18 protein-coding genes are annotated in these 22,991 nt (G+C 55.6%); 13 read left to right on the top strand and 5 right to left on the bottom strand.

The features are described 5' to 3' along the window. The first annotated feature begins 8 nt into the window (after positions 1-8). The 3 genes from GJU83_RS16695 to GJU83_RS16685 are packed head-to-tail and all read left to right on the top strand — an operon-like array spanning position 9 to position 4,486. Positions 9-611, top strand: coding sequence for a pilus assembly PilX family protein (locus GJU83_RS16695; protein ID WP_153634741.1), 603 nt, complete (start codon positions 9-11; stop codon positions 609-611). Next, positions 608-4,057 carry a pilus assembly protein gene (locus GJU83_RS16690; protein WP_153634740.1) on the top strand — a complete coding sequence of 1,150 codons (3,450 nt, stop codon included), beginning with the start codon at positions 608-610 and terminating at the stop codon, positions 4,055-4,057. Before GJU83_RS16695 ends, GJU83_RS16690 begins: the two co-directional genes overlap by 4 nt. Before the next feature lie 21 nt (positions 4,058-4,078). Beyond that, complete coding sequence (locus GJU83_RS16685) at positions 4,079-4,486, top strand: type IV pilin protein (RefSeq protein WP_069185188.1); 408 nt, start codon at positions 4,079-4,081, stop codon at positions 4,484-4,486. A 6-nt stretch (positions 4,487-4,492) separates the two neighbouring features. On the opposite strand, the gene GJU83_RS16680 is transcribed toward GJU83_RS16685, so the two are convergent. The 3 genes from GJU83_RS16680 to GJU83_RS16670 all read right to left on the bottom strand — a co-directional run bounded on the left by GJU83_RS16680 (position 4,493) and on the right by GJU83_RS16670 (position 8,244). Further along, positions 4,493-5,050 (bottom strand): GspH/FimT family pseudopilin, encoded by a 558-nt coding sequence (locus tag GJU83_RS16680; protein ID WP_153634818.1) that lies wholly within the window; start codon positions 5,048-5,050, stop codon positions 4,493-4,495. Between the two features lie 92 nt (positions 5,051-5,142). Then, positions 5,143-6,531, bottom strand: a complete 1,389-nt coding sequence (locus tag GJU83_RS16675; RefSeq protein WP_069185190.1) for a sigma-54-dependent transcriptional regulator — start codon at positions 6,529-6,531, stop codon at positions 5,143-5,145. Between the two features lie 57 nt (positions 6,532-6,588). After that, positions 6,589-8,244, bottom strand: a complete 1,656-nt coding sequence (locus tag GJU83_RS16670) for a sensor histidine kinase (RefSeq protein WP_153634739.1) — start codon at positions 8,242-8,244, stop codon at positions 6,589-6,591. Between the two features lie 93 nt (positions 8,245-8,337). Between GJU83_RS16670 and GJU83_RS16665 the strand changes: the two genes are divergently transcribed. Next, the gene (locus GJU83_RS16665; RefSeq protein WP_153634738.1) at positions 8,338-10,008 is read left to right on the top strand and encodes an NAD+ synthase; all 1,671 of its coding nucleotides are present in this window, start codon (positions 8,338-8,340) and stop codon (positions 10,006-10,008) included. Between the two features lie 52 nt (positions 10,009-10,060). Here the strand turns inward: GJU83_RS16665 and GJU83_RS16660 are convergent, their stop codons facing one another. Beyond that, a complete protein-coding gene (locus GJU83_RS16660; protein WP_153634737.1) occupies positions 10,061-10,894 on the bottom strand; it encodes an outer membrane protein assembly factor BamD in 834 nt (277 codons plus the stop codon). A gap of 133 nt (positions 10,895-11,027) precedes the next feature. On the opposite strand from GJU83_RS16660, the gene rluD reads away from it, so the two are divergent. The 3 genes from rluD (at position 11,028) to clpB (ending at position 15,643) form a co-directional block, all read left to right on the top strand. Beyond that, positions 11,028-12,005 carry a 23S rRNA pseudouridine(1911/1915/1917) synthase RluD gene (gene rluD / locus GJU83_RS16655; RefSeq protein ID WP_153634736.1) on the top strand — a complete coding sequence of 326 codons (978 nt, stop codon included), beginning with the start codon at positions 11,028-11,030 and terminating at the stop codon, positions 12,003-12,005. Further along, positions 11,995-12,750 carry a peptidoglycan editing factor PgeF gene (gene pgeF, locus GJU83_RS16650; RefSeq protein ID WP_153634735.1) on the top strand — a complete coding sequence of 252 codons (756 nt, stop codon included), beginning with the start codon at positions 11,995-11,997 and terminating at the stop codon, positions 12,748-12,750. Before rluD ends, pgeF begins: the two co-directional genes overlap by 11 nt. A 316-nt stretch (positions 12,751-13,066) precedes the next feature. Next, positions 13,067-15,643: an ATP-dependent chaperone ClpB gene (clpB, locus tag GJU83_RS16645; protein ID WP_069185196.1), complete on the top strand. Its 2,577-nt coding sequence runs from the start codon at positions 13,067-13,069 to the stop codon at positions 15,641-15,643. 48 nt (positions 15,644-15,691) lie between these two features. Here clpB and GJU83_RS16640 read toward each other — a convergent pair whose 3' ends face one another. Then, positions 15,692-16,165 carry a DUF4124 domain-containing protein gene (locus GJU83_RS16640; protein ID WP_153634734.1) on the bottom strand — a complete coding sequence of 158 codons (474 nt, stop codon included), beginning with the start codon at positions 16,163-16,165 and terminating at the stop codon, positions 15,692-15,694. A 518-nt stretch (positions 16,166-16,683) separates the two neighbouring features. On the opposite strand from GJU83_RS16640, the gene GJU83_RS16635 reads away from it, so the two are divergent. From GJU83_RS16635 to GJU83_RS16610, 6 genes are all read left to right on the top strand, one after another. After that, positions 16,684-18,402 carry an acetolactate synthase 3 large subunit gene (locus tag GJU83_RS16635; RefSeq protein ID WP_153634733.1) on the top strand — a complete coding sequence of 573 codons (1,719 nt, stop codon included), beginning with the start codon at positions 16,684-16,686 and terminating at the stop codon, positions 18,400-18,402. Between the two features lie 2 nt (positions 18,403-18,404). Beyond that, positions 18,405-18,896: an acetolactate synthase small subunit gene (gene ilvN / locus GJU83_RS16630; protein WP_008170692.1), complete on the top strand. Its 492-nt coding sequence runs from the start codon at positions 18,405-18,407 to the stop codon at positions 18,894-18,896. A 64-nt stretch (positions 18,897-18,960) separates the two neighbouring features. Then, positions 18,961-19,977: a ketol-acid reductoisomerase gene (gene ilvC, locus GJU83_RS16625; RefSeq protein WP_069185199.1), complete on the top strand. Its 1,017-nt coding sequence runs from the start codon at positions 18,961-18,963 to the stop codon at positions 19,975-19,977. Between the two features lie 89 nt (positions 19,978-20,066). Continuing rightward, the gene (pssA, locus tag GJU83_RS16620) at positions 20,067-20,885 is read left to right on the top strand and encodes a CDP-diacylglycerol--serine O-phosphatidyltransferase (RefSeq protein WP_069185200.1); all 819 of its coding nucleotides are present in this window, start codon (positions 20,067-20,069) and stop codon (positions 20,883-20,885) included. A gap of 97 nt (positions 20,886-20,982) precedes the next feature. Continuing rightward, a complete protein-coding gene (msrP, locus tag GJU83_RS16615) occupies positions 20,983-21,957 on the top strand; it encodes a protein-methionine-sulfoxide reductase catalytic subunit MsrP (RefSeq protein WP_153634732.1) in 975 nt (324 codons plus the stop codon). A gap of 38 nt (positions 21,958-21,995) precedes the next feature. Next, entirely contained in the window at positions 21,996-22,580 is a 585-nt protein-coding gene (locus tag GJU83_RS16610) for a protein-methionine-sulfoxide reductase heme-binding subunit MsrQ (protein ID WP_228715203.1), read from the top strand. Positions 22,581-22,991: the final 411 nt, after the last annotated feature.

Raw genomic sequence — 22,991 nt, 5'->3', positions numbered from 1 at the left:
AGGTGGTGATGAACATTTCAATCAAAACCCAAAGCGGCGTCGCACTGATGATGTCGCTGGTTATTCTTCTGATCATGTCGATTTTGGGCGCCTCATCTATGCAGGGCTCAATCATGCAGGAGCGAATGTCCACAGCGTCGAGAGAAAGCGCTCTCGCATTGGAGGCCGCCGAGGCCGGTTTGCGGGAGGCGGAGGCCATTCTGGGTAATCTGACCAATATGAATAACTTTGGCAATTCAGATGGCACCGGTAACGCAAATGGTTGGTACCACATAGGGTACGCGCCACCAGTTTTCGATGACGGAACCTGGGATGACGAGGGCAACGAAGTGCTCAGCGGGAATGCGGTTGATGGCATCACGCCCAGGTATTTCATCGAATACCGGGGATTGGTCAGCTTGAATGTCGGTGGAGCGGAAGGGTCTGTTCGCAACCTTAATTACCAGGGGCGGGGTGACGCCGCGGGTGGGTCCAGCTCCCTGTCTGCAGACGCAGAAACGGTACGGGTTGTTGTCATGGCCAACGGCCCTTCAGGACAGAGTCGAAAAATGATCGAGAGCTTCTATTTCTTCGATCCGGATCAGGTTGCCGCGGGAGGTAACGAAGGATGAGCGTAATAACTAAATCGAAACTGCTTCATTTGGCGGCGGGTATGCTGCTGAGTGTACCCGTATCGGGCTATGCCGAGGTCAACTTTGCTCAGAAACCGTTGTTTGCGGGCGGCTCGGTTGAAGCAAATATGTTGTTTATTCTGGATGATTCGGGGTCCATGCGGTGGGGATATATGCCGGATGATCTTATCGGTCGCGGATCACTCGATGTTGAGGAAACTGAAAGTCAGAATGGTTGCGATAGATTGGTCGACTTCGCAGGCGAGAGAATCGCCCGCTGTGCTATCGAAGACAATCGATTTTTGGCATCAAGTCATTTGAATAGAATTTATTACAATCCAGACGAGACATATTTGCCACCACTCACCTCAGATGGTTCGAGGTTCGCTAATGCGGACTTTTTCAGTGCTCCAGTGAATGGCTACAACACAGGCTCCGCCACAGTCGATCTCTCCGATGATTACCGAGCTCTCATGGACCCCTACAGTCGGTTTGGCTGGGGGTTTGCCATCAGCGAAGACCGGCAGGAGGAGCCTGCCTTCTACTACGAATTTTCTGGGAGCGCTTGGTGTCAGAATAACCCCTACAATGATTCTTGTTACTCGAAGGTTGTCGTCGGGTCAGACGAACAGCAGAACTTTGCAAACTGGTTTTCCTACTACAGAACTAGACTAATGCTTTCCAAAGCAGGCGTCGGCGGAGCGTTCGCTGGAGACTTGTCGCAGGAATTTCGTCTCGGCTGGGGGGAAATCAACCGTGGACGAAATACTGTTGATGGAGCTTCGGTACGTGCTGTGCGTCAGGGAGTTCGTCGTTATGGCGATGTAAAAGGAGATTTTTACGATTGGTTGTATGGCCAGGATGCGGGTGGTTCTACGCCTCTTCGCAGGGCTCTTGAAGGGGCCGGGCAGTACTACGAGGGAAGCAAGCGGGCGTGGACTGATGACCCTTCCCGTGCTGCTGATCCTATCACTAACCCTGCCCGCGAGTGTCGCCAGAGTTTCTCAATCCTGATGACTGACGGCTATTACAACGCCAACACCAGCTCTGATCCTGACCTCACTGATTATGCTGATGATACTAGCGGTCCGAACATTACTACCGGGCTTGATGCGCCGTACCAGTACCAACCATCAGCGCCGTATTCGGATTCCTATTCCAGTCGCGTCACGTTAGCCGACATTGCCATGCACTACTGGAAGCGGGACTTGCGGACAGACATAGACAATTATGTTCCAGTGTCGGATGACATTGATACTGAAAACTTGCGCCGCCCGGGCAACCCTGCTTTCTGGCAGCATATGGTGACATACGGGGTTGGCCTCGGCGTGACAGGTTCGGTAGACCCTACAACAGCCTTCGAAAATGCGCTTGATGGTAACGCTGTTGACTGGTGGGGAGGTAACTCTAACGAAGACAAGATCAACGACCTGTTGCACGCCTCCGTCAACAGTCGAGGCGGTTTCTACAGTGCCTCAAATTCCTCGGAATTCGAAGGTGCTCTAACGGCCATTCTCAAGGATGCCAGCGCTAGGGCAGGTTCATCCACTGGTCTGGACTTCAGCATTACTTCCTTCAAGGAGGGTTCACTGCTTTTCTCAGCGGCGTTCGATCCGAACGGCTGGAGCGGTGACGTAAAGGCGGTAGAGCTTCAGGCTTCTGAGGAAGGCGAGCCGGAGATTCCCGGCGAAGGTGCCGCAGGTTGGTCTGCGCGCGAGGTTCTCGATGAGCGTGACATCGTTGCGAACGAACGCAACATTATTACTTACGACGGGGACCGCGGACGTCCATTCCGGTGGGCTGATTTGACGCTCGATCAGAAAGCCGACCTGGCGACCGGAGACGCCAGTCTCGCTGAAGATCGCCTTGCGTACCTCCGTGGCGACCGTTCGTTCGAAACCGATCTGACGAACTTCCGCAAGCGCAGCAGCCGCCTAGGCTCGATCGTAAACTCGACTCCGCGCTTCGTTGCTGCCCCGGATTCTGAATGGCCCAACAGTTCGGCGTTCGGTGATGGCAAATACTCGGTGTTCCGAAAGTCCAACGAAGACCGCACCCCTGTTGTATATGCGGGCTCAAATGATGGCATGTTACATGCGTTCAAGGGTACCAGCGGAGAAGATGGTGGTGAGGAATTGCTTGCTTACATCCCGGACTTCATCTATTCCACGAATACCGGCGAGGGGCTGCACTACCTGACCCAGCCGAGTTATGAGCATCGCTACTATGTCGATCTCGAGACCAGAGTTACCGATATGTACATCCAGGGAAGAAATGCCGCTGGTGGTCTTTCGGAAGCTGGCTGGAAGACGGTGCTGATTGGTGGTGGACGAGCTGGTGCTCCGGGCATTTTCGCACTGGACATTACAGATCCGGACTCATTCTCTGAATCCAACGCCCAGTCTACGGTCCTGTGGGAATTTACCCATGAGAAACTCGGAAACCTGGTGCAGCCCCCGGTTGTATCCATGGCCGACTGGGGCGGCGGAGACTACCGTTGGACAGCGTTTGTCCCGAGTGGTTATAACACAGGCTCAACCGGTTTCTTTATGCTGGACATGGAAGGCGGTCTCGATGGCAGCTGGGATAACGGTGACTTCGAGTACATTGAGTTTGAAAGTGGTGACGGTCTCTCAGCGCTCACGGTTATCGACAATACCAGTGACTACATTGCGGACCGGGTTTACGCAGGTGACCTCGACGGAAACATGTGGGTGGCCGTTGGCGACAATGGCGGCTGGGATTCTGCGTACAAGTCGGGGAGCTCTGCCCGTCCTTATGTCACCGTCAACAAACCGATCACCGGTGCCCCGACAGTTGGCCCGTCTGCCTCTTCAGGTAAGGATCCGAACCTGATGATCCTGTTTGGTACAGGTAAGTACCTGGAGCGAAGTGACACCGGTTCCACCGAAGAGCAATCTTTCTACGGTGTTCTTGAGACTGGCGATAACAAGCAGACTGTGACTCAGGCTGACCTGGTCGAGCGTGATTTGCGGGTTGGTACCGGGCAGGTAGATGGCGTCAGCCAGATAATCAGGTTTGCCGAAGGTACTGCTGTCGACTACGAGACAAAGTCTGGCTGGTACGCTGATCTGCCTGTCAGTGGTGAGCGCATCGTCACCAATGGTGTCATTCGTGGTGATTATGTCTACGTCAGTACGTTGATCCCCAGTGAAGATCCATGCTTGGGCGGTGGCGATGGCTGGATCATGGCATTCGACATTCAGGAAGGCCTTGTGGGGCTGGATGATGGCGAAAGCATCGGTGCGTTCGAAGATTCAACCTACAACGCAATGGGCTACAAAGTCGAAGGGGTTCCCTCGCAATTGAAGGTTTGGGATGAATACCTTGCCTACGATTGCGCTGGATGCGGCGCGCAGTTGGACGCACTACCCCCATTCGGTCTGGCCCTTGGTCGGAAAGGTTGGCGAGAGCTTACTCAGTAAAAACCAGTTCAGGATAATAATATGATGATAAGGAACCGGGCAGCAGGGTTTACGCTAATTGAGCTGATGATCGTTGTGGCGATCATCGGCATCATCGCAGCGATTGCCTATCCTTCGTACCAAGAGAATGTCCGTCAGACCCGACGGACCAATGCTCAAGCAGACCTTCTGGAGCTGGCGCAATGGATGGAACGCCAGTACTCCCAGGATTACTCTTATCTTGAGGGAGGTAATCAGCCTGTGCTTCCCTTCACGGTCTCCCCAAGGACGGGGACTACCTTTTACAACATCAGCTTCAACGGTAACGTAACGCAGAACGCCTTTGCTTTGCAGGCGCAACCGACCGGCCCCCAAACAGGGGACCGTTGCGGAACGCTGACCCTGGACAACAGCGGGGCTCGTGGTGCTGCGGAAGCAGACTGTTGGTGACCTTGGCTAACAGTCAACATTTTTGCCATTGGCACGGTTCGGAATCTGGTCGCCATCCTGGTCGGTTGCCAGCCGAACCCTGCCTCCTCTGCTGACGATGATATGCCCGGCCGCTTTGGGGTCCTTATTCTCTGGGCACCATGTGATGTTTCCCAAGTCACTCAATATCATGCCATTGGGCCGGTATTGGAAATAGCTCCTCGAGAGCGACCGCACGACTCGCTCCCCCGTTGAGGTGGCCGGCAGGGTGCGGATAACCTGCCGATCATTGCTCAAAGCCCGGTTATTTTCGGGGTCCTTGAACAGGTGCAACTCCTGGTTCCAGTCCCGTCCACATTCCTTTTTCGTATTCAGTGGGCATAAAGTGACGATTTCACCGCTCATGATGGACTCGTGACGGGCCATTACCATAAAAGCGAGCAGATCATTTACCTCCGCATCGCGCTTACTGGAGTTAACAAGATTGGTGTAGGAGGGAATAGAAAGAGTAATGAGTAGTGAAAAAATAACTACCGCGATCAATAGCTCGACGAGCGTGAAGCCCGTCTGAAGTCTGACATTCATCCTTGAATCTCCGAGAGAAAGATTTCATCCTGAAATCTCGTTTACATTATTGGAACTGGTAGGCTTCCAAGAACCCAGAGTGTAACCTTTTACTATTCCATTCCCAACTTCTTCAATCGATATCTTAGTGCTCGAAAGCTAATTCCCAGACGTTTCGCCGCGGCAGTCTTGTTCCACCGCGTGGCCTCAAGAGCCTTTTCTATGGCTTGTCGTTCAATCGTCTCCAGGTATCCCTCCAGGTCGATTTCGCCATCCGGCACGGCAACTCCTTCGCCCTCGCCAGCCTGGCCCTCGGCAATGATCTGGGTTGCAGAGGCCGCATGCTGTACGCCATTCCCAAGGTGAAGGTCATCGGCGCCAATTTGGTCAGCGTCGCACAGGGTGAAAGCCCGCTCCAATACATTTTCCAGCTCCCGAACGTTGCCGGGGAAGTCATAGCCTCTGAGCCGCTCGATTGCCTCCGGCGTAAGCGCTGCAGGGTCGCACTCATACTCTTTTGCGATCCGCCCTAGAATGTGACTTGAGAGTAGCGGAATATCATCCGGTCGCTCTCTTAAAGGAGGTACCGCCAGTTCGATTACGTTAATCCGGTAGAAAAGATCCTGGCGGAAGCTGCCTTCCTGAACGAGTTCCGGCAGGTTCTTATGGGTGGCGCTCAGTACCCGGATGTCCACGGGCACCTCTTTGGTATCGCCAACCGGACGAACTGCCTTTTCCTGGATAGCCCGGAGCAGTTTCACCTGCATGGCGAGGGGCAGGTCTGCTACTTCATCAAGGAATAGGGTGCCGCCGTTGGCGGAACGGAACAAGCCGTCTTTGTTCTCCACGGCCCCGGTAAAACTGCCTTTTTTGTGGCCAAAAAATTCGCTTTCCATCAGCTCTGAGGGAATTGCGCCGCAGTTAACAGCGATGAATGGTCCCTCGCGGCGGGGGCCCTGCAGATGGATCATTCTGGCAACCAGTTCCTTACCGCTGCCGGACTCACCGCTGATAAAAACGGGCGCCTGGCTTCTGGCCAGTTTTCGGGTCTGGTTACGGAGTTTGCGTATCTCTGGGGATTTACCCAGTAACAGGCCTGGCTCGTCGGCTGTATCTTCTGTGTCTGCCTTTGGCTCGGCTAATTTGAGGGCGCTATTGACCAACTCTCTTAAACGGGGCAGTTCCACCGGCTTGGATACGAAATCAAAAGCCCCGGCTTTGAGAGACTCGATCGCGGTATCCATGTTGCCGTAGGCTGTAATCACAGCAACAGGCGTGGCGGGAGAATGCTTCTGAATCCACTGTACGAGTTCGATGCCGTTACCGTCTGGCAGGTTCATGTCGGTCAGGCAAAGATGGGTGGTGTTTTGTTCCAGCAATTTTCGGGCGCTGGTGAGGTCAGGTGCCGTGAGCGTGGTTATCCCCATCCGTGTAAGGGTGATCTCAAGTAAATCCCGAATGTCCGGTTCATCATCAACGATCAGCGCTGTGTATGTGGTCATCTTTTTATCGTCGGTTCCATGTCGTTGTTCAAGCGCTCAATACCCACTTGCGCCTGTTCAGATCATTCGCCCCGGGTGAGCAAATGTAATGCGAAAGCAGCAGCCGGGCTTGTTATCTTCTACCAGAGAAAGGTGCGCCTGATTAGCCTCGCACAGTTCCCTAGCCAGATAAAGCCCGAGCCCGGTGCCCGCCTTATCTGTGGTAAAAAATGGTTCGAAGACCGAGCTTCTGTGTTCTGGCGCGATGCCCGGGCCCTGGTCGCGCACGTCGATATATGCGCGCTCGCCGTCCTCGGTTGCCCCGGCATGGATGCCGATCTTTCGCTGTCCCGAATACTGTTCACTGTAGCGTAAACCGTTATCGCAAAGGTTCACCATTACCTGTTCAATCTGGCTCTTGTCGAACCGGGCTGGCGGTAGTTGCGGATCGATTTTCAGAACGATGTTGGCCGCGGTGCAGTCATCGTCCTGCGTTTGCAGGAAATCTTCCCGAAATTCCTGGAGCCAGGGAGCCACTTCGATCAGATCGGCATTGGCTGCCCGGCGCCTGGAAAGATCCAGTACATTCTCGATGATGCCATTCACCCGCCGGGAATGGCGTCGGATAATTTCCAGCATCTGACGGTCACCGGGTTCGAGGTTGGGGGATTCCTCCATGAGTTGAGCCGCGTGGCTAATTGCCCCCAACGGATTACGGATTTCATGGGCGATGCCGGCTGTGAGTCGGCCCAGCGATGCCAGTTTCATCTGCTGGGCCTGTTGGGTAACTTTGCTCATGTCCTCGATAAATACGAGAATCTGGTCGCCTCGCTCTTGGTCCAGTTGGGTAAAGTTGACCTGCAAAAGCGGCGAGGTTGGTGAGGGCTGGAACGGCTCAATCCGCTGTGTAGGGTCCTTGAGCCATGCATCCAGACCCTGCTTGAGGGGTTTGGGTAACACGTTTGCGCGCTGGTTACTCGGTACCGAGGTTTTGGGTGCCCCGTATAGAAGTTCTTCGGCAGCAGCGTTGGCAACGCGGATCTGGCCGAAACGGTCCAGTACGAGTATGCCGGTACGCATGCGCTGGATAATCTGCTGGTTGATTTGCTCCAATTCGGCAATGCTGCGGGCACGGCTGCTGGCCAGAGCTTCGCTGCGCATCATGCGGAGGGAGATACTTTGCAGGACGAAAGCCGCCGCAAAATAAAGGATGCCGAGGGAGCCAGCCCTGACAATATCGTCGGCGGACTCTCCCAGTGCCAGCACGGACCAACCTGAGATTCCCAGGGAGCAGATTGCGGCCAGAGCCGCGTAGAAGGTGCCCATGCGGCTTGGAGTCAGGATGTTGCCCGCTGCCACGGATACTATCACCAGATTGGCCAAGCCGTTGGTAATGCCTGTGCTGGCGAGCAGCAGGCCATGCATGATGAGAATATCCAGCAGGATCGAAAGCGTTATATGACGTTGACTGGGGTGAAAGCCGGCCACCAGAAGCAGGGCAATAAAGGCATTCAGGCCCAGGTAAGCGGAGACCCCTGCCTGATAGTAATCCAGAAACCGGAAGCGCATGTCGAAGTTGACAGGATCCACGAACAACAGAGCCACCAGCATCAGGCTCACCACCAGGCGGTAGTGGTTGTAGATTCTGAACAGCTTTGCCTGCTGTACGCCGGATGGTGTTGAAGGGGGCTTGCCGAGCGTTTCGGCCGACTGTGCTGGTGTATCTGCTGCCATGAGTTACAGGGATCCGCTGTTGATCGGAAGAAATCCACGCCTATGCGGGGTTATAATAGCCTTTTCATGGCAATGAGTTACAGGAGCCGATTTATGTCCGTGTCCGGAAATCAGGCAGCGACCGGGGCGTCAGCCAGAAAACTGCGGGTGGTGATGGCCCAACTGGATTTTCTGGTGGGCGATATACCTGGCAACACCGAGCTTATCCTAGAGGCTGCCCGCCGGGCATCGTCCGAGCATCAGGCGGACATTGTGGTTTTTCCCGAGCTTTGCCTGACCGGCTATCCGCCGGAGGATCTGCTATTGCGCCCGAGCCTGGAAGTCCGGGTCAACGAAGCGTTGGAAAGGCTTCAGGCGGAAAAGCTGGATCCGGTGATTGTTATCGGTGCTCCTCTTCGCCATGGCGCACTGCTGTACAACGCGGCGGTGGTCATTGATGGAGGCGAAATCACCGGTCGGTACTTCAAGCGTTTCCCACCCAACTATCAGGTGTTCGATGAGAAGCGTTACTTCGCCGAGGGCCGGGATGTCCTGACTCTGGATGTCCGGGGCGTTCCGGTGGGAATTACTGTGTGTGAAGATCTCTGGAAAGAAGGGCCGGTGGAGGACTGCGCCGCTGCAGGCGCCCGCCTTATCCTGAACCTGAATGCCTCGCCCTATGATATCGACAAACAGGCACGCAGGAAGGCGTTGCTGGAGCGGAAGTCCCGGGAGAATCTGGTCAGTATCGTGTACGTGAACCTGGTGGGTGGCCAGGACGAACTGGTTTTTGACGGTGGCTCCATGGTGTTCGACCATTCCGGTGTGCTTACTGCAGAAGCTCCGCAGTTTGGCGAAGGCCTTTATCCGGTCGACTTTCTGTGCGAGCACCATTGTCAGCCAGTATCCCAGCCCTTGCCGGAAGAGCCTTCGCTTGAGGCCAATGTCTACAGCGCTTTGGTGACCGGTGTTCGGGATTACGTCAACAAGAACGGATTCAAATCCGTGGTTCTGGGGCTATCAGGAGGCATCGACTCGGCCGTGACTCTGGCGGTTGCCGTTGATGCCTTGGGAAAGGATCGGGTCCGCGCGGTGATGATGCCGTTCCGCTACACTTCCAGTATGAGCCTTGAGGATGCTGAGGCCGAGGCGGTTACGCTGGGTGTGCAGTACGATGTGTTCTCGATTGAGCCGATGTACGACGCCTTCATGGAATCTTTGGCAGCGCCTTTCGAGGGCACCAAGCCCGACACAACTGAGGAAAACCTGCAGGCGCGTCTGCGCGGTGTTTTGCTGATGTCCCTGTCCAACAAGTTCGGGTCCCTGGTGCTGACCACCGGGAACAAGAGCGAGATGGCGGTGGGTTACTCAACCCTGTACGGGGATATGGCTGGCGGCTTTGACGTCCTCAAAGACGTGCCCAAAACCCTGGTATTCCGCTTGGCCAAGTACCGCAATACGCTTTCGGAGGGAGAAGTGATCCCTGAGCGTGTAATCACCCGCCCGCCGTCGGCAGAGCTCGCGCCAGATCAGAAAGATGAGGACAGCCTGCCCGGTTACGACGTGCTTGATCAGATTCTGAATCTGTATGTCGAGAGGGATTTCAGCGCTGATGCGATCGTTGCTGAAGGCTTCGATAGGGTTGACGTTGAACGGGTGATACGTCTGGTGGATGTCAACGAATACAAACGTCGGCAGGCGCCAATTGGTGTTCGGATTACCGAGCGAGGGTTTGGTAAGGACCGGCGGTATCCGATCACTAACGGCTGGAAGAGCGGAAAGTAGCCAATAGGGATCGGGGTCAGTTGAACATTTCAATTGACCCCGATTTCAGCTCTTATTCGTCGCCCATCAAACCAAAGGTGACAACGTTAGTCAGTGAGCGGTTTTCCCCTTCCAGCAGGTCTACCTCAAACTCACCGGCGTCATTGAACGCTTCACTTTCCGGGAAATTGGTGCGGAGCATGGCGATCGCGTCCTGTGACCCTTTTTTCAGTTCCAGGAAGCGAAAGGTTTCTGCAAGGATAATCAGTGCCTCTTCGGTTACAGTGGCCGTCGGGTAATTCTCGATGATGTACCGCGCCCGGTTGTTGGCAGCTACGTAGGCCTGACGTTTGACGTAGTAACGCGCTGCGTAGAGCTCCAGCTCGGCCATGCGATTGCGTACCGCGATCATTCGCTGGCGGGCATCCGCGACGTACTGACTGTCCGGATAGCGGTTCAGCAGCTCGGAAAAGTCCCGGAATGACTGTAACTGCTCGCCCGGATCCCGGGCCGCTACGTCGATCGGGAAGTAGCGCGCCGCGAGCCCGATGTCCAGATTATAGGAAGCCAGGCCGCGCATGTAGAGCGCGTAGTCTGCGTGGTCGCTTTGAGGGTTGAGACGCAGAAACCGATCGGCGGCCGCGCGGGAGCCTTCAAGGTCCAGGTTCTGGTAACGAGCATAGATCAGATCAAGCTGGGCCTGTTCTGCATACCGGCCAAAGGGATAGTAGGTTTCCAGAGAATCCAGGTTTTGCTCGGCCTCATTGAAATTGCCAGAGCTCATGGCCTGTCGGGCGTTTTCATAGTAGGTCTTCTCCGGAAGCACTTCTTCCTGCTTGTTGGAGGCGCAGGCACTGACCAGAACAACCAGCGTGGAAAGTAGCAGTAAACGAAGACCTGATCTCATTCCGGAATCCCGTATAATGTCGATTAATTCAAGGGCAGTCATTGTAGCGGGGAAGTGACTCCATGTGCAGAGCAATCCCCGTTGTTTCAAAAAACCTGACCGAAACGTAACACACACAGGCCCTGGGGGCTTAATGTCATCTGAAAAACGAATCCTTGCCAGCTTTGTTGTGCCGCCGGAATTGAGTGACCGGCGCCTGGATCAGGCGGCGGCAGAACTGATGCCCGAACACTCCCGTTCCCGCCTGCAGTCCTGGATCAAAAGTGGTGCTTTGACGGTGAATGGTAAGGCTCGAAAGCCTCGCGACAAAGTGATGCTGGACGATCGCCTGGCGCTGGATGCCGAGCCGGAAGCTCAGGTGAGCTGGCAGGCCGAGGAAATATCCCTCGATATCGTCTATGAGGACGAGCACTTGTTGGTCATCAACAAGCCGGCGGGTCTTGTTGTGCACCCGGCTGCCGGGCACGCCGATGGGACCCTCGTTAACGCGCTGTTGAATTACGCACCGGAAGTCGAGAATCTGCCCAGAGCGGGCATCGTTCACCGACTCGACAAAGACACCTCCGGCATCATGGTTGTCGCTCGAAGCCTGATTGCGCACACATCCTTGGTTGATCAGTTACAAACCCGGACCATGGGCCGCGAGTATGAAGCCGTCGTCGTTGGTACCCTCACCGGAGGTGCAACGGTTGACGCACCCATCGGCCGACACCCGCGGGAACGCAAGAAAATGGCGGTCGTCGCCTCCGGAAAGCCGGCGGTCACCCACTATCGCCTGGTGGAGCGCTTTGCCGCCCACACCCACGTCCGCTGCAAACTCGAAAGCGGCCGAACCCACCAGATCCGCGTTCATATGGCCCATGTAAAACACCCGCTGGTCGGAGACCCCCTTTACGGCGGCCGCCTCAGGCTGCCCAAGGGGACCACCGAAGAACTTCGAGAGGCTCTCTCGGCTTTCCATCGCCAGGCTCTCCACGCCCGGCAACTGACCCTCGAGCACCCGGAAACCGGTGAAATCCTGACCTGGGAGGTGCCCCTGCCTGAAGACATGGTTGCCCTGATCGAGGCCCTGCGCAAACACGCCCGGGAGCTGGAAGCGCGTGACTATTGAAGGTGACGCCCTGAAGCCTGACTGGTCCGCGCCTGACAGAGTGCGGGCCCTCAGCACAACCCGCGCCGGCGGCGTTAGCGGGCGACCCTGGGACAGTCTTAACCTTGGTAGCCACGTTGAAGACAACCCGGACAATGTGGAACAGAATCGACTAAGACTCGCCGAATCCGCAGGCCTGACAAGCGAGCGGATCGGCTGGCTCAATCAGGTGCACGGTACCGATGTTGTCGAACTGACCCCGGATAACGTCGGACAAATCGCCAAGGCCGACGCCAGCTACACCCGTCATCCAGGCATCGCCTGCGCCATCCTCACCGCCGACTGCCTGCCCGTTGTTCTTGCCGACAGCGAAGGAACCGTCGTCGGCGCCGCCCACTGCGGATGGCGAAGTCTGTGTGGTGGCGTTATCGAGAATCTGGTGAGCGTCATGGCCGTTGCACCCCAAACCCTGCAAGCCTGGCTCGGCCCGGCCATCGGTCCGGACAGCTTTGAAGTCGGCCCGGAAGTGCGTGACGCCTTCCTTGAATATGAGCCGAAAGCGGCCCGCGCTTTCAAGGACAAAGGCGCTCGTGCTGGGCATTTCATGGCAGATATCTATGCACTTGCCACCCTGAGGTTAAATCATCTCGGCGTATCCAGCGTGACTGGTGGTGGCCTGTGTACCGTTAAGGATTCGGATCGGTTTTTTTCTTACCGCAGGGATGGCCAGACAGGCCGGATGGCCACGTTGATTTGGTTGAATTAACCATTAATAGTTAATTGATCGGTCATCTTTGCGTTATTACCAAAGCTTGGGCCTGGGGCGGGAATGACTCTCCAGAACTGTTTGCAGCATGGATGCTGCAGCCAAGCCTACACGGACGTATTCACGGCGCGTTCTGGAGAGTCATTCCCGCCTCAGGCTTGCACCGCAGTGAAACCTGACAGCCGTCAATTTTCTGACGAATACACCGAGCCCCCGCTTGAAGTCCCCCTACTTGCCCCTACATTAACTGTCAAAGCAATCGAATATCCGCCACCGATGGCACCTTGGTATTCGCAGAAATTTGGGGAAAGTACACATGAGAATCGACAAGCTGACCAGCAAGCTGCAGACCGCCCTTGCGGACGCACAATCTATAGCGGTCGGGAAAGATCACAACTTCATTGAGCCGGTTCACCTGCTGCAGGCACTGCTTGACCAGGAAGGCAGCGCCATCAAACCACTGCTCAAACAGGCCGGCGCAGAGCCCGGACGCATTCGCCAGGCGATTGCCCGTGAAATCGAGAACCTGCCGGAAGTACAGGGATCAGCCGGCGACGTCTCCATGTCCAATGACATGGGCCGCCTGTTCAACATTGCCGACAAACTCGCACAGAAGCGCAAAGACCAGTACATCTCCAGCGAGCTGATGCTGCTGGCTGCCCTGGAAGACCGGGGCACACTTGGCCGGGTACTCCGGGAGCAGGGCGTAGATAAAGCTGCCCTGGAAAAAGCCATCGACGAGGTTCGCGGTGGTGAAGCCGTCAACGACGCCAGCGCCGAGGAAAACCGTCAGGCGCTGTCCAAATACACCATTGATCTGACCGAACGGGCCGAAGCTGGCAAGCTGGACCCGGTTATCGGTCGCGACGATGAAATTCGCCGCACCATTCAGGTATTGCAGCGCCGTCGGAAAAACAACCCGGTTCTGATCGGTGAGCCTGGCGTCGGTAAAACCGCCATCGTCGAAGGGTTGGCTCAGCGCATCGTCAACGGCGAGGTGCCTGATGGCCTGAAAGACAAAAAAGTCCTGTCACTCGACATGGGCGCTCTGATTGCCGGCGCCAAGTTCCGCGGTGAGTTTGAAGAGCGCCTGAAAGCGGTTCTGAATGAGCTTTCCAAGCAGGAAGGCCAGATCATCCTGTTCATCGACGAGATTCACACCATGGTCGGTGCCGGGAAGGCCGAAGGCTCTATGGACGCCGGGAACATGCTCAAGCCGGCCCTGGCCCGCGGCGAGCTGCACTGCGTAGGCGCGACCACCCTCGATGAATACCGTGAAAACATCGAAAAAGACGCCGCCCTCGAGCGTCGCTTTCAGAAAGTATTAGTAAGCGAACCCAACGAGGAAGATACCATCGCCATCCTGCGGGGCCTGAAAGAACGCTATGAGGTGCACCACGGGGTGGAAGTAACGGACGGCGCCATCATTGCCGCCGCCAAGTTGTCACATCGCTACATCACCGACCGGCAACTGCCGGACAAGGCCATTGACCTGGTGGACGAGGCGGCCTCCCAGATTCGGATGGAAATGGATTCGAAGCCCGAGGCCCTGGATCGTCTCGAACGTCGTCTGATTCAGTTGAAAATCGAGCGTGAGGCGCTCAAGAAAGAGACCGATGCTGCCTCGAAAAAACGCCTGTCGGAGTTGTCCGATGTGATCACCGGTGTCGAGCGTGAGTACGCCGATCTGGAAGAGGTCTGGAATACCGAAAAGGCCGCGTTGCATGGGTCCCAGAAGATCAAGAGCCGGCTGGAACAGGCCCGGATTGATCTGGAGAACGCCCGTCGCGCTGGTGATCTTGGCAAAATGTCCGAGCTCCAGTACGGCCAGATTCCCGAGCTCGAGCGCCAGCTGGATATGGCCAGCCAGGCCGAGATGATGGAAATGAAGCTGCTCCGGAACCGGGTAACCGACGAAGAGATTGCCGAGATCGTTTCCAAGTGGACCGGTATTCCTGTGTCCAAGATGCTCGAAGGCGAGCGCGATAAGCTAATGCGCATGGAGGAAGCTCTGCATGACCGGGTAATCGGCCAGGATGAAGCGGTCGAGGCCGTATCCAACGCGGTGCGTCGTTCCCGTGCGGGCTTGTCAGACCCCAATCGCCCCAATGGTTCCTTTCTGTTCCTTGGCCCGACGGGTGTGGGCAAGACCGAGCTGTGTAAGGCCCTGGCGTCCTTTCTGTTCGATACCGAGGAAGCCATGGTGCGTATCGACATGTCAGAATTCATGGAGAAGCATTCAGTCGCTCGCCTGATTGGTGCGCCTCCGGGCTATGTCGGCTATGAGGAGGGTGGCTACCTGACCGAAGCGGTTCGTCGCCGGCCGTACTCTGTGTTGCTGCTGGATGAGGTGGAGAAGGCCCATCCGGATGTGTTCAACATCCTTCTGCAGGTACTCGAGGATGGCCGCCTGACGGACGGGCAGGGCAGAACCGTCGACTTCCGGAACACGGTCATTGTAATGACCTCAAACCTCGGCTCGGACATCATCCAGCAGAAGGCGGGTGAAGAAAACTACGAGGTGATGAAGAATGCGGTGATGGAAGTCGTCGGTACCCATTTCCGCCCCGAGTTTATCAACCGCGTGGATGAAGTAGTGGTGTTCCATCCGCTGGCGGAGAGCCAGATCCAGGGTATTGCTCGCATTCAGATCGAATCGCTGAGCAAGCGCCTGAAAGAGCAGGATATGAGGCTCGAGTTGGATGACGCCGCGATGGAGCTACTGGCAGAAGTCGGTTATGACCCGGTCTACGGTGCGCGGCCTTTGAAGCGGGCGATTCAGCGAATGATCGAAAACCCGCTGGCCCAGCGACTGCTACAGGGAGAGTTTGTTCCGGGGGATATTATTCGGGGAACGGTGAAGGATCATCATCTGAGCTTCCAAAAAGCTTGAGCACGAGAAAGGGCCAGCAAAAAGTCTGCTGGCCCTTTCTTAATAGAGCTATTGTTGGTCGCTATTCTCAACTGGCCCGCAATTTTCTTCAGCGATTCTCAAAGCTTCAGCTTTTTTCTCAGCAATCTCTTCTTGGCTCAGGTAGCGCTGCTCACCATTCTCTTCAATCCGAATGCGGGCGTTGCGTTCTATAAGCTCAAGATTGGAGCGCGCGGTTGCGCAGTTTGCCTCCCGCTGTTTTCTGCGCGCTTGCTCAACTGCGGACTCCTGGCGCTGCTCCGCTTCCTCCGATTGGCGTTCCTCCAGATTTTGAAGGCGCTCCTGAGCGCTTTGTGGATTGCCGGATGCGTTTGAAGAAGTGCCTGAGCGCACATTGACCCGTTCGGCCTTTGAGCCAGTCGGCTGCCGGTCCCCAAAGTGGGTAACTCCGTTTTCATCGGTCCATTTATAGACAGAGGCGCTCAGGGCTACCCCGGGTACAACAGCCAGTAATAAGGTCAGCGTCAGGATTTTTCTGTTCATGGCTCTACTCGCGTATGTTCACTGCTCCCGGGCAGGCAGACAACCTGGATAGACCGGGCCCGTTTTTTCAATTCATTATTCCATATCATGCCACTGGTACTGCGGATTTTCTTCTGTCTGGTTCAAATCTTTGTATGGATTTGTAGCAAGATTGGCAGACCTTCGGCCAGTATAGGCACAGAAACGTGCGACGGCTATTGACAGGGAGTTTCGCGCTGTCAGAATTACCGATTGCCTGAAGACTGGGGTCAATACGGCAGGCAATCCCGAGCGAGTATCCCCCATCAATTACCACACTGAACGCGCCGCGCATCCGACGCGGGATGGTTGTTGCTTACGTGCAACCCGTTGATTGGCCGTTCTCCGCAACCCTCAGGAGGGCGGCTGGCCAGGAGACAACCTCTTAACAAGGTGTGGAGGAGCAGCCGGTTCCGCTTTCATAAGAAGCATGGACACCGTGAATCCAGGCAACCGGGATCTGTCCCGGCTCATTCACTCGTAGAAGAGGGTAGTAAATCGTGGAGTTATTGTCTGGCGCCGATATGCTGATCCGGTCCCTTCAAGATGAAGGTATCGAATACATATACGGCTATCCGGGTGGTGCAGCCCTTCATATTTATGACGCGCTGTTCAGGCAGGACAAAGTCAAGCACATTCTGGTCAGGCACGAGCAGGCGGCGGTCCATATGGCCGACGGTTATGCCCGCGCAACCGGAAAACCAGGTACCGTACTGGTGACCTCGGGTCCTGGAGCCACCAACACTATTACCGGCATTGCCACTGCATTCATGGATTCCATCCCCATGGTGGTTCTGTGCGGCCAGGTTGCATCCACTCTCATCGGTGAGGACGCGTTCCAGGAAACCGATATGATGGGTGTCTCCCGACCCGTGGTGAAGCACAACCTCAGCGTCCGGCACCCCGAGGAAATCCCGGAAATCATCCGCAAGGCCTATTACATTGCTGCCACCGGCCGTCCCGGCCCTGTGGTCGTGGATATCCCCAAGGATATGACCACGCCGAACGAGCGGTACGAATACGCATACCCCAAGAAGGTCAAACTGCGATCCTACAACCCCGCTATTCGCGGCCATGCCGGTCAGATCAAGAAAGCCGTCGACATGATGCTGGCGGCCAAGCGCCCGGTTATCTACGCAGGTGGTGGGGTGATTCTGGGCAAGGCATCGGATCAGCTGACCGAGCTTGTCCGGATGCTGGGATATCCGATCACCAATACCCTGATGGGGATTGGCTGTTACCCGGCCAGCGACAAGCAGCATCTTGGTTGGCTCGGCATGCACGGCACCTATGAAGCGAATATGGCTATGCACCACTCGGATCTGATTCTCTGCGTGGGAGCCCGTTTTGATGACCGGGTGACCAATGCCACCGAGAAGTTCTGTCCGGGCGCGCGCATCATCCATATCGACATCGACCCGGCGTCGATTTCCAAGACTGTGGATGCGGATGTGCCCATTGTTGGTCCGGTAGACGCCGTGCTGAAGGAAATGCTGTCGCTGGTCAAGGAAGCCAAAGAAAAGCCCGATGCGGATGCCATCGCTTCCTGGTGGAAGCAGATCGATGAATGGCGAGCATTCCACGGTATGCGTTATGAGACCAGTCCGGATGTGATCAAACCCCAGGAAGTGATCGAGATGCTGTGTCGCCTGACTAACGGCGAAGCCTTCGTGACTTCCGATGTGGGTCAGCACCAGATGTTTGCGGCCCAGTATTACAAGTTCGACAAGCCCAACCGCTGGATCAATTCCGGTGGTCTCGGCACCATGGGCTTTGGTTTGCCAGCGGCCATGGGGGTCAAGCTGACCCATCCGGACGATGAAGTGCTGTGCATTACCGGTGAGGGTAGTATCCAGATGAACATTCAGGAGCTGTCCACCTGCAAGCAGTACAATCTGCCGGTGAAGATCATCAACCTGAACAACCAGGCACTGGGTATGGTCAAGCAGTGGCAGGACATGAACTACGAGTCCCGTCATGCCGAGTCCTACATGGAATCACTCCCAGATTTCATCAAGCTGGCGGAAGCCTATGGGCACAAGGGTGTCCGGATTGAGAAGAAAGAAGATCTGGAAACCAAGCTGAAAGAAGTGCTGGCAATGAAGGACGATCTGGTGTTCGTGGATATTTACGTGGACCGCTTTGAGCACGTGTATCCGATGCAGGTTGCCCGGGGCTCCATGAAGGATATGTGGCTCAGCAAGACGGAGAGGGTCTGATCATGCGTCGAATCATTTCTGTTTTGCTTGAAAACGAGCCCGGCGCCCTGTCACGGGTTGTTGGTCTGTTTTCCCAGCGCAACTACAACATCGAAACGCTCACCGTGGCGCCAACCGAAGACGAGACTTTGTCCCGTCTTACCGTGACCACGACGGGTTCTGACAAGGTGATCGAACAGATCACCAAGCAACTGAACAAGCTGATCGAAGTCGTCAAGCTGGTGGATCTGACCGAAGGTGCCCACATCGAGCGTGAGCTGATGCTGGTCAAACTGAAGGCCACTGGTTCCCAGCGTGCCGAGATCAAGCGTACGGTAGACATTTTCCGCGGCCAGATTGTAGATGTGACCAGTTCGGTCTACACGGTCCAGCTGGCAGGTGACAGCGAAAAGCTGGACGGCTTTATTCAGGCCGTTGGCACGTCGGGCGTTCTGGAAGTAGTCCGCAGCGGTGTATCCGGTATCGCCCGAGGCGAGAAGGTGCTCAGCCTTTAAGAATTTCAAACACGTTTTGAACATTATGGCCCCTCGGGGTCATCACAAATAACAGAGGTTTCTCATGCAGGTTTATTACGATAAGGATTGTGATCTTTCCATCATCCAGGGCAAGAAAGTTGCCATCATCGGCTTCGGTTCCCAGGGCCACGCGCACGCGTGCAACCTGAAAGAGTCTGGCGTTGACGTAACCGTGGGTCTGCGCCCGGGTTCCTCCTCCATCGCCAAAGCCGAAGCCTATGGCCTGAAGACCAGCGACGTGCCGTCTGCGGTTGCCGCGGCTGACGTTGTAATGGTTCTGACCCCGGACGAGTATCAGGCTCAGCTGTACAAGGCTGAAATCGAGCCGAATCTGCAGCAAGGCGCCACTCTGGCATTCGCCCACGGCTTTGCGATCCACTACAACCAGATCGTTCCGCGCAAGGATCTGGACGTAATCATGGTTGCTCCAAAGGCGCCGGGTCACACGGTTCGCACTGAATTCGCCAACGGCGGCGGTATTCCCGATTTGATCGCCATCTTCCAGGATGCCTCCGGCAATGCCAAGAATCTGGCCCTCTCCTATGCCAGCGGTATCGGTGGTGGTCGTACTGGCATCATCGAAACCAGCTTTAAAGACGAGACTGAAACCGATCTGTTCGGTGAGCAAGCCGTTCTGTGTGGCGGCACGGTGGAGCTGGTCAAGGCCGGTTTTGAAACTCTGGTTGAAGCCGGGTACGCACCGGAAATGGCCTATTTCGAATGTCTGCACGAGCTGAAGCTGATCGTAGACCTGATGTACGAGGGCGGCATTGCCAACATGAACTACTCCATCTCCAACAATGCGGAGTATGGTGAGTACGTGACTGGTCCGGAAATCATCAACGAGCAGTCTCGCGAAGCCATGCGCAACGCCCTGAAGCGTATCCAGAGCGGCGAGTATGCCAAGATGTTCATCTCTGAAGGCGCTCTGAACTACCCGTCCATGACTGCACGTCGCCGTCAGAACGCTGCCCACGATATCGAAGTGGTTGGTGAGAAGCTGCGCGGTATGATGCCGTGGATCTCCGCGAACAAGATCGTGGATAAGGACAAAAACTAAGCGGAATTCCGCCTGGTTTTGAAAAACGCGGCCCGTGAGGCCGCGTTTTTCGTATATACTCCGCCCAAACGCTTTCCGGAGTAATGGAAATGACTGAAGAAAGAAAAACCGCCGACGGCAAGCAGAACCCGGACTACGAAGTCGAGGCCGGGGAAGTGGTTGAAGAAGAGCTGGTTGGAGGAGCACCGGTTCGCCGAAAAGGTATCTACCTGCTCCCCAATGCGCTTACAACGGCTTCGCTGTTTTCAGGTTTCTACGCCATAGTCTCTGCCGCGAACGGCGTGTTTGATAACGCCGCGATTGCCATTTTTGTCTCCATGATTCTGGATGGACTGGATGGCCGTGTCGCCCGGATGACCAACACCCAGAGCAAATTCGGAGAAGAGTACGACAGCCTGGCCGACATGGTGGCCTTTGGTGTTGCCCCTGGCCTTGTTGCCTTCTTCTGGTCGCTGAACGCCTTTGATAAGGTAGGTTGGGCCGTTACTTTTATCTACGTGGCTGGCGCTGCACTTCGTCTGGCCCGCTTCAACACCCAGATTGGTTCAGTTGACAAGAAGTTCTTTGTTGGGTTGCCCAGCCCTGCAGCCGCTGCGTGTGTTGCTGGCCTGGTCTGGTGCTTCCATCTCTTTGAGCCCGCTGCCTGGCTCACGTTGCTTACCATGGTGGTGGTTGCAGGTACGGGCGTGCTGATGGTCAGCAACATTCTCTATCGCAGTTTCAAGGATCTCGATCTGCGTGGTCGGGTGCCTTTTGCTGCTATTCTGCTTGTGGTGCTGGTGTTTGTAGTGATCGCGCTGGATCCGGCTACCGTACTCTTTACTGGATTTCTGATATACGCGTTGTCCGGTCCTGTTCGTGCGCTGTTCCGTGGCAAGCCCCGGAAAGCTTCAGGCGCCGCTGACTGAGTTCTTGCTGCCCGGGCCTTCTCATCGAGGCCCGGGAATTTTCATCACAGTCTCCGGTCAACGCCTTAGCTGGCTGACGCCCTGACGGAGACTTTCCATGTTTATCAAGAATCGCCCATCCTGGGTGTTGCCCCACTCAGAAGTTACCCCTGAAGCTGTTTATCTCAATCGAAGGAAATTCATGTCTGGAGCTGCGGCCGTCGCCGCGGGCCTTTCAGTGCCGGGTCTTTTATCCGCTGCGAAGCTGCCGGTGCCTGGGGAGGCGCTGGATTACGTTGCAATGCCCGGCTTTTCTACCGATGAAGAGAAAACACCGTTCGAGGATGTGACCCGCTATAACAACTTCTACGAATTTGGCACCGGAAAAGGCGATCCGGCCAAGTACGCCGACGAAATGAGCGTTGATCCCTGGTCCATAGTGGTTGAAGGTGAATGTGGGCGGCCCGGTAAATATGCCTTGGAAGACCTGCTAAAACCTCATGAATACCAGGAGCGGGTGTATCGCCTGCGTTGTGTCGAGGCCTGGTCCATGGTTATTCCCTGGATTGGCATCCCACTTGCCGACGTTATCAAACGGCTTGAACCCAATTCCCGAGCCAAATACGTCTATTTCGAGACCCTGTATGATCCGGATCAGATGCCGGGTCAGCGCTCATTGTTCAGCACCATCGACTGGCCCTACCAGGAGGGCTTGAGGATGGATGAGGCCATGAACGAGTTAAGCTTCCTGGCGGTCGGGCTGTATGGCAAAACCATGCCCAATCAGAACGGCGCCCCTATCCGGCTGGTTGTTCCCTGGAAATACGGATTCAAGAGCATCAAATCGATCGTCAAGGTACGTTTTCAGGAGGAGCGCCCGAAAACCACCTGGGAAATGCTCGCGCCCCAGGAGTACGGATTCTATGCCAACGTTAACCCGGAGGTGGATCATCCAAGGTGGAGTCAGAGGCGTGAACGTAGATTGCCTTCTGGTTTGCTTTCGCCTAACTGGATGGAGACGGCCAAGTTCAATGGTTATGGGGAGCAGGTGGCTGACCTGTACAAGGGTATGGACCTGAGCAAGTTCTATTGATGAATCGTCCGCGAATAGTGGATCGACCGGCCTTTGTCTTGGCTTTTCGCCTTCTTGCGGCCTTTCTTGCCTGCGTTCCACTACTGATATTGGCCATCAACATCGCAACGCAATCTCTGGGGCCTGACCCGGGCCAGGAGGTGACGGAGTCACTCGGCCTTGCGGCGTTTCAGTTGTTAATCGTCACTTTGGCGATGACTCCGCTTAAGCGCTGGTCTGGTTGGGCAGGCTGGATCCGGGTTCGCCGAATGCTCGGCCTGTTTGCATTCTTTTATGCTGTACTGCATGTGTTGGCGTTTCTGCAATTCATACTCGGGTGGAGTGATCTTTGGGCGACGTTTACCAAGCGGCCCTACATTGTCGCGGGTGCACTTTCCTTCCTTATGCTTGTGCCTCTGGCTGTGACCTCAACCAGGAGGATGGTGAAGCGCCTGGGAAAAAACTGGAAACCGCTGCACAAGCTGATCTACCTGATCGCCATCGCTGCCTGGGTCCATTTTATCTGGCAGGCAAGAAGCGATATTGGCGAAATGGTCGCTTACGGCCTGGTCATCCTGGGTTTGCTGGCATTGCGCTGGAAATGGAACGGCGTTCGAGGGTTGATTCCCTTTGCCAGGGCCTGATTTTGGTCTAAGGATTGATCAAAGTGATCGATTGCTGATCAGCTCACTACGTGGAAACCGAAACCGCTAGAAATTAATTCAAAAACCTCGTTGACAGTTTTCCTGACGCCTGTAGAATGCGCACCACTTCTGAGGGACGAGCCACTCACGGCGGTCTCCCGAAGCGATGCAACTGTTTGAAAGTATTGAAGAAAACGAGTTTTGAAATTCTTCAAATAAACGGTTGACAAGGCAGCGGAATGATGTATAATACGCGGCCTTGATTGAGCAACAGCTCAAACGCTCTTTAAAAAGTTAACCAAGTAATTCGTGTGGGCGCTGGCCGAGGTATTTCGGATATGAAATATCAGGACAGTGACTCGTCGAAATTGAGTTTTGTCTTGAGCAAGAATTGCGATCTTCGGATTGCTA

The sequence above is a fragment of the Marinobacter salsuginis genome, from assembly GCF_009617755.1.
GTDB lineage: Bacteria > Pseudomonadota > Gammaproteobacteria > Pseudomonadales > Oleiphilaceae > Marinobacter > Marinobacter salsuginis.
This window is presented reverse-complemented; position numbering and strand designations above follow the sequence as displayed.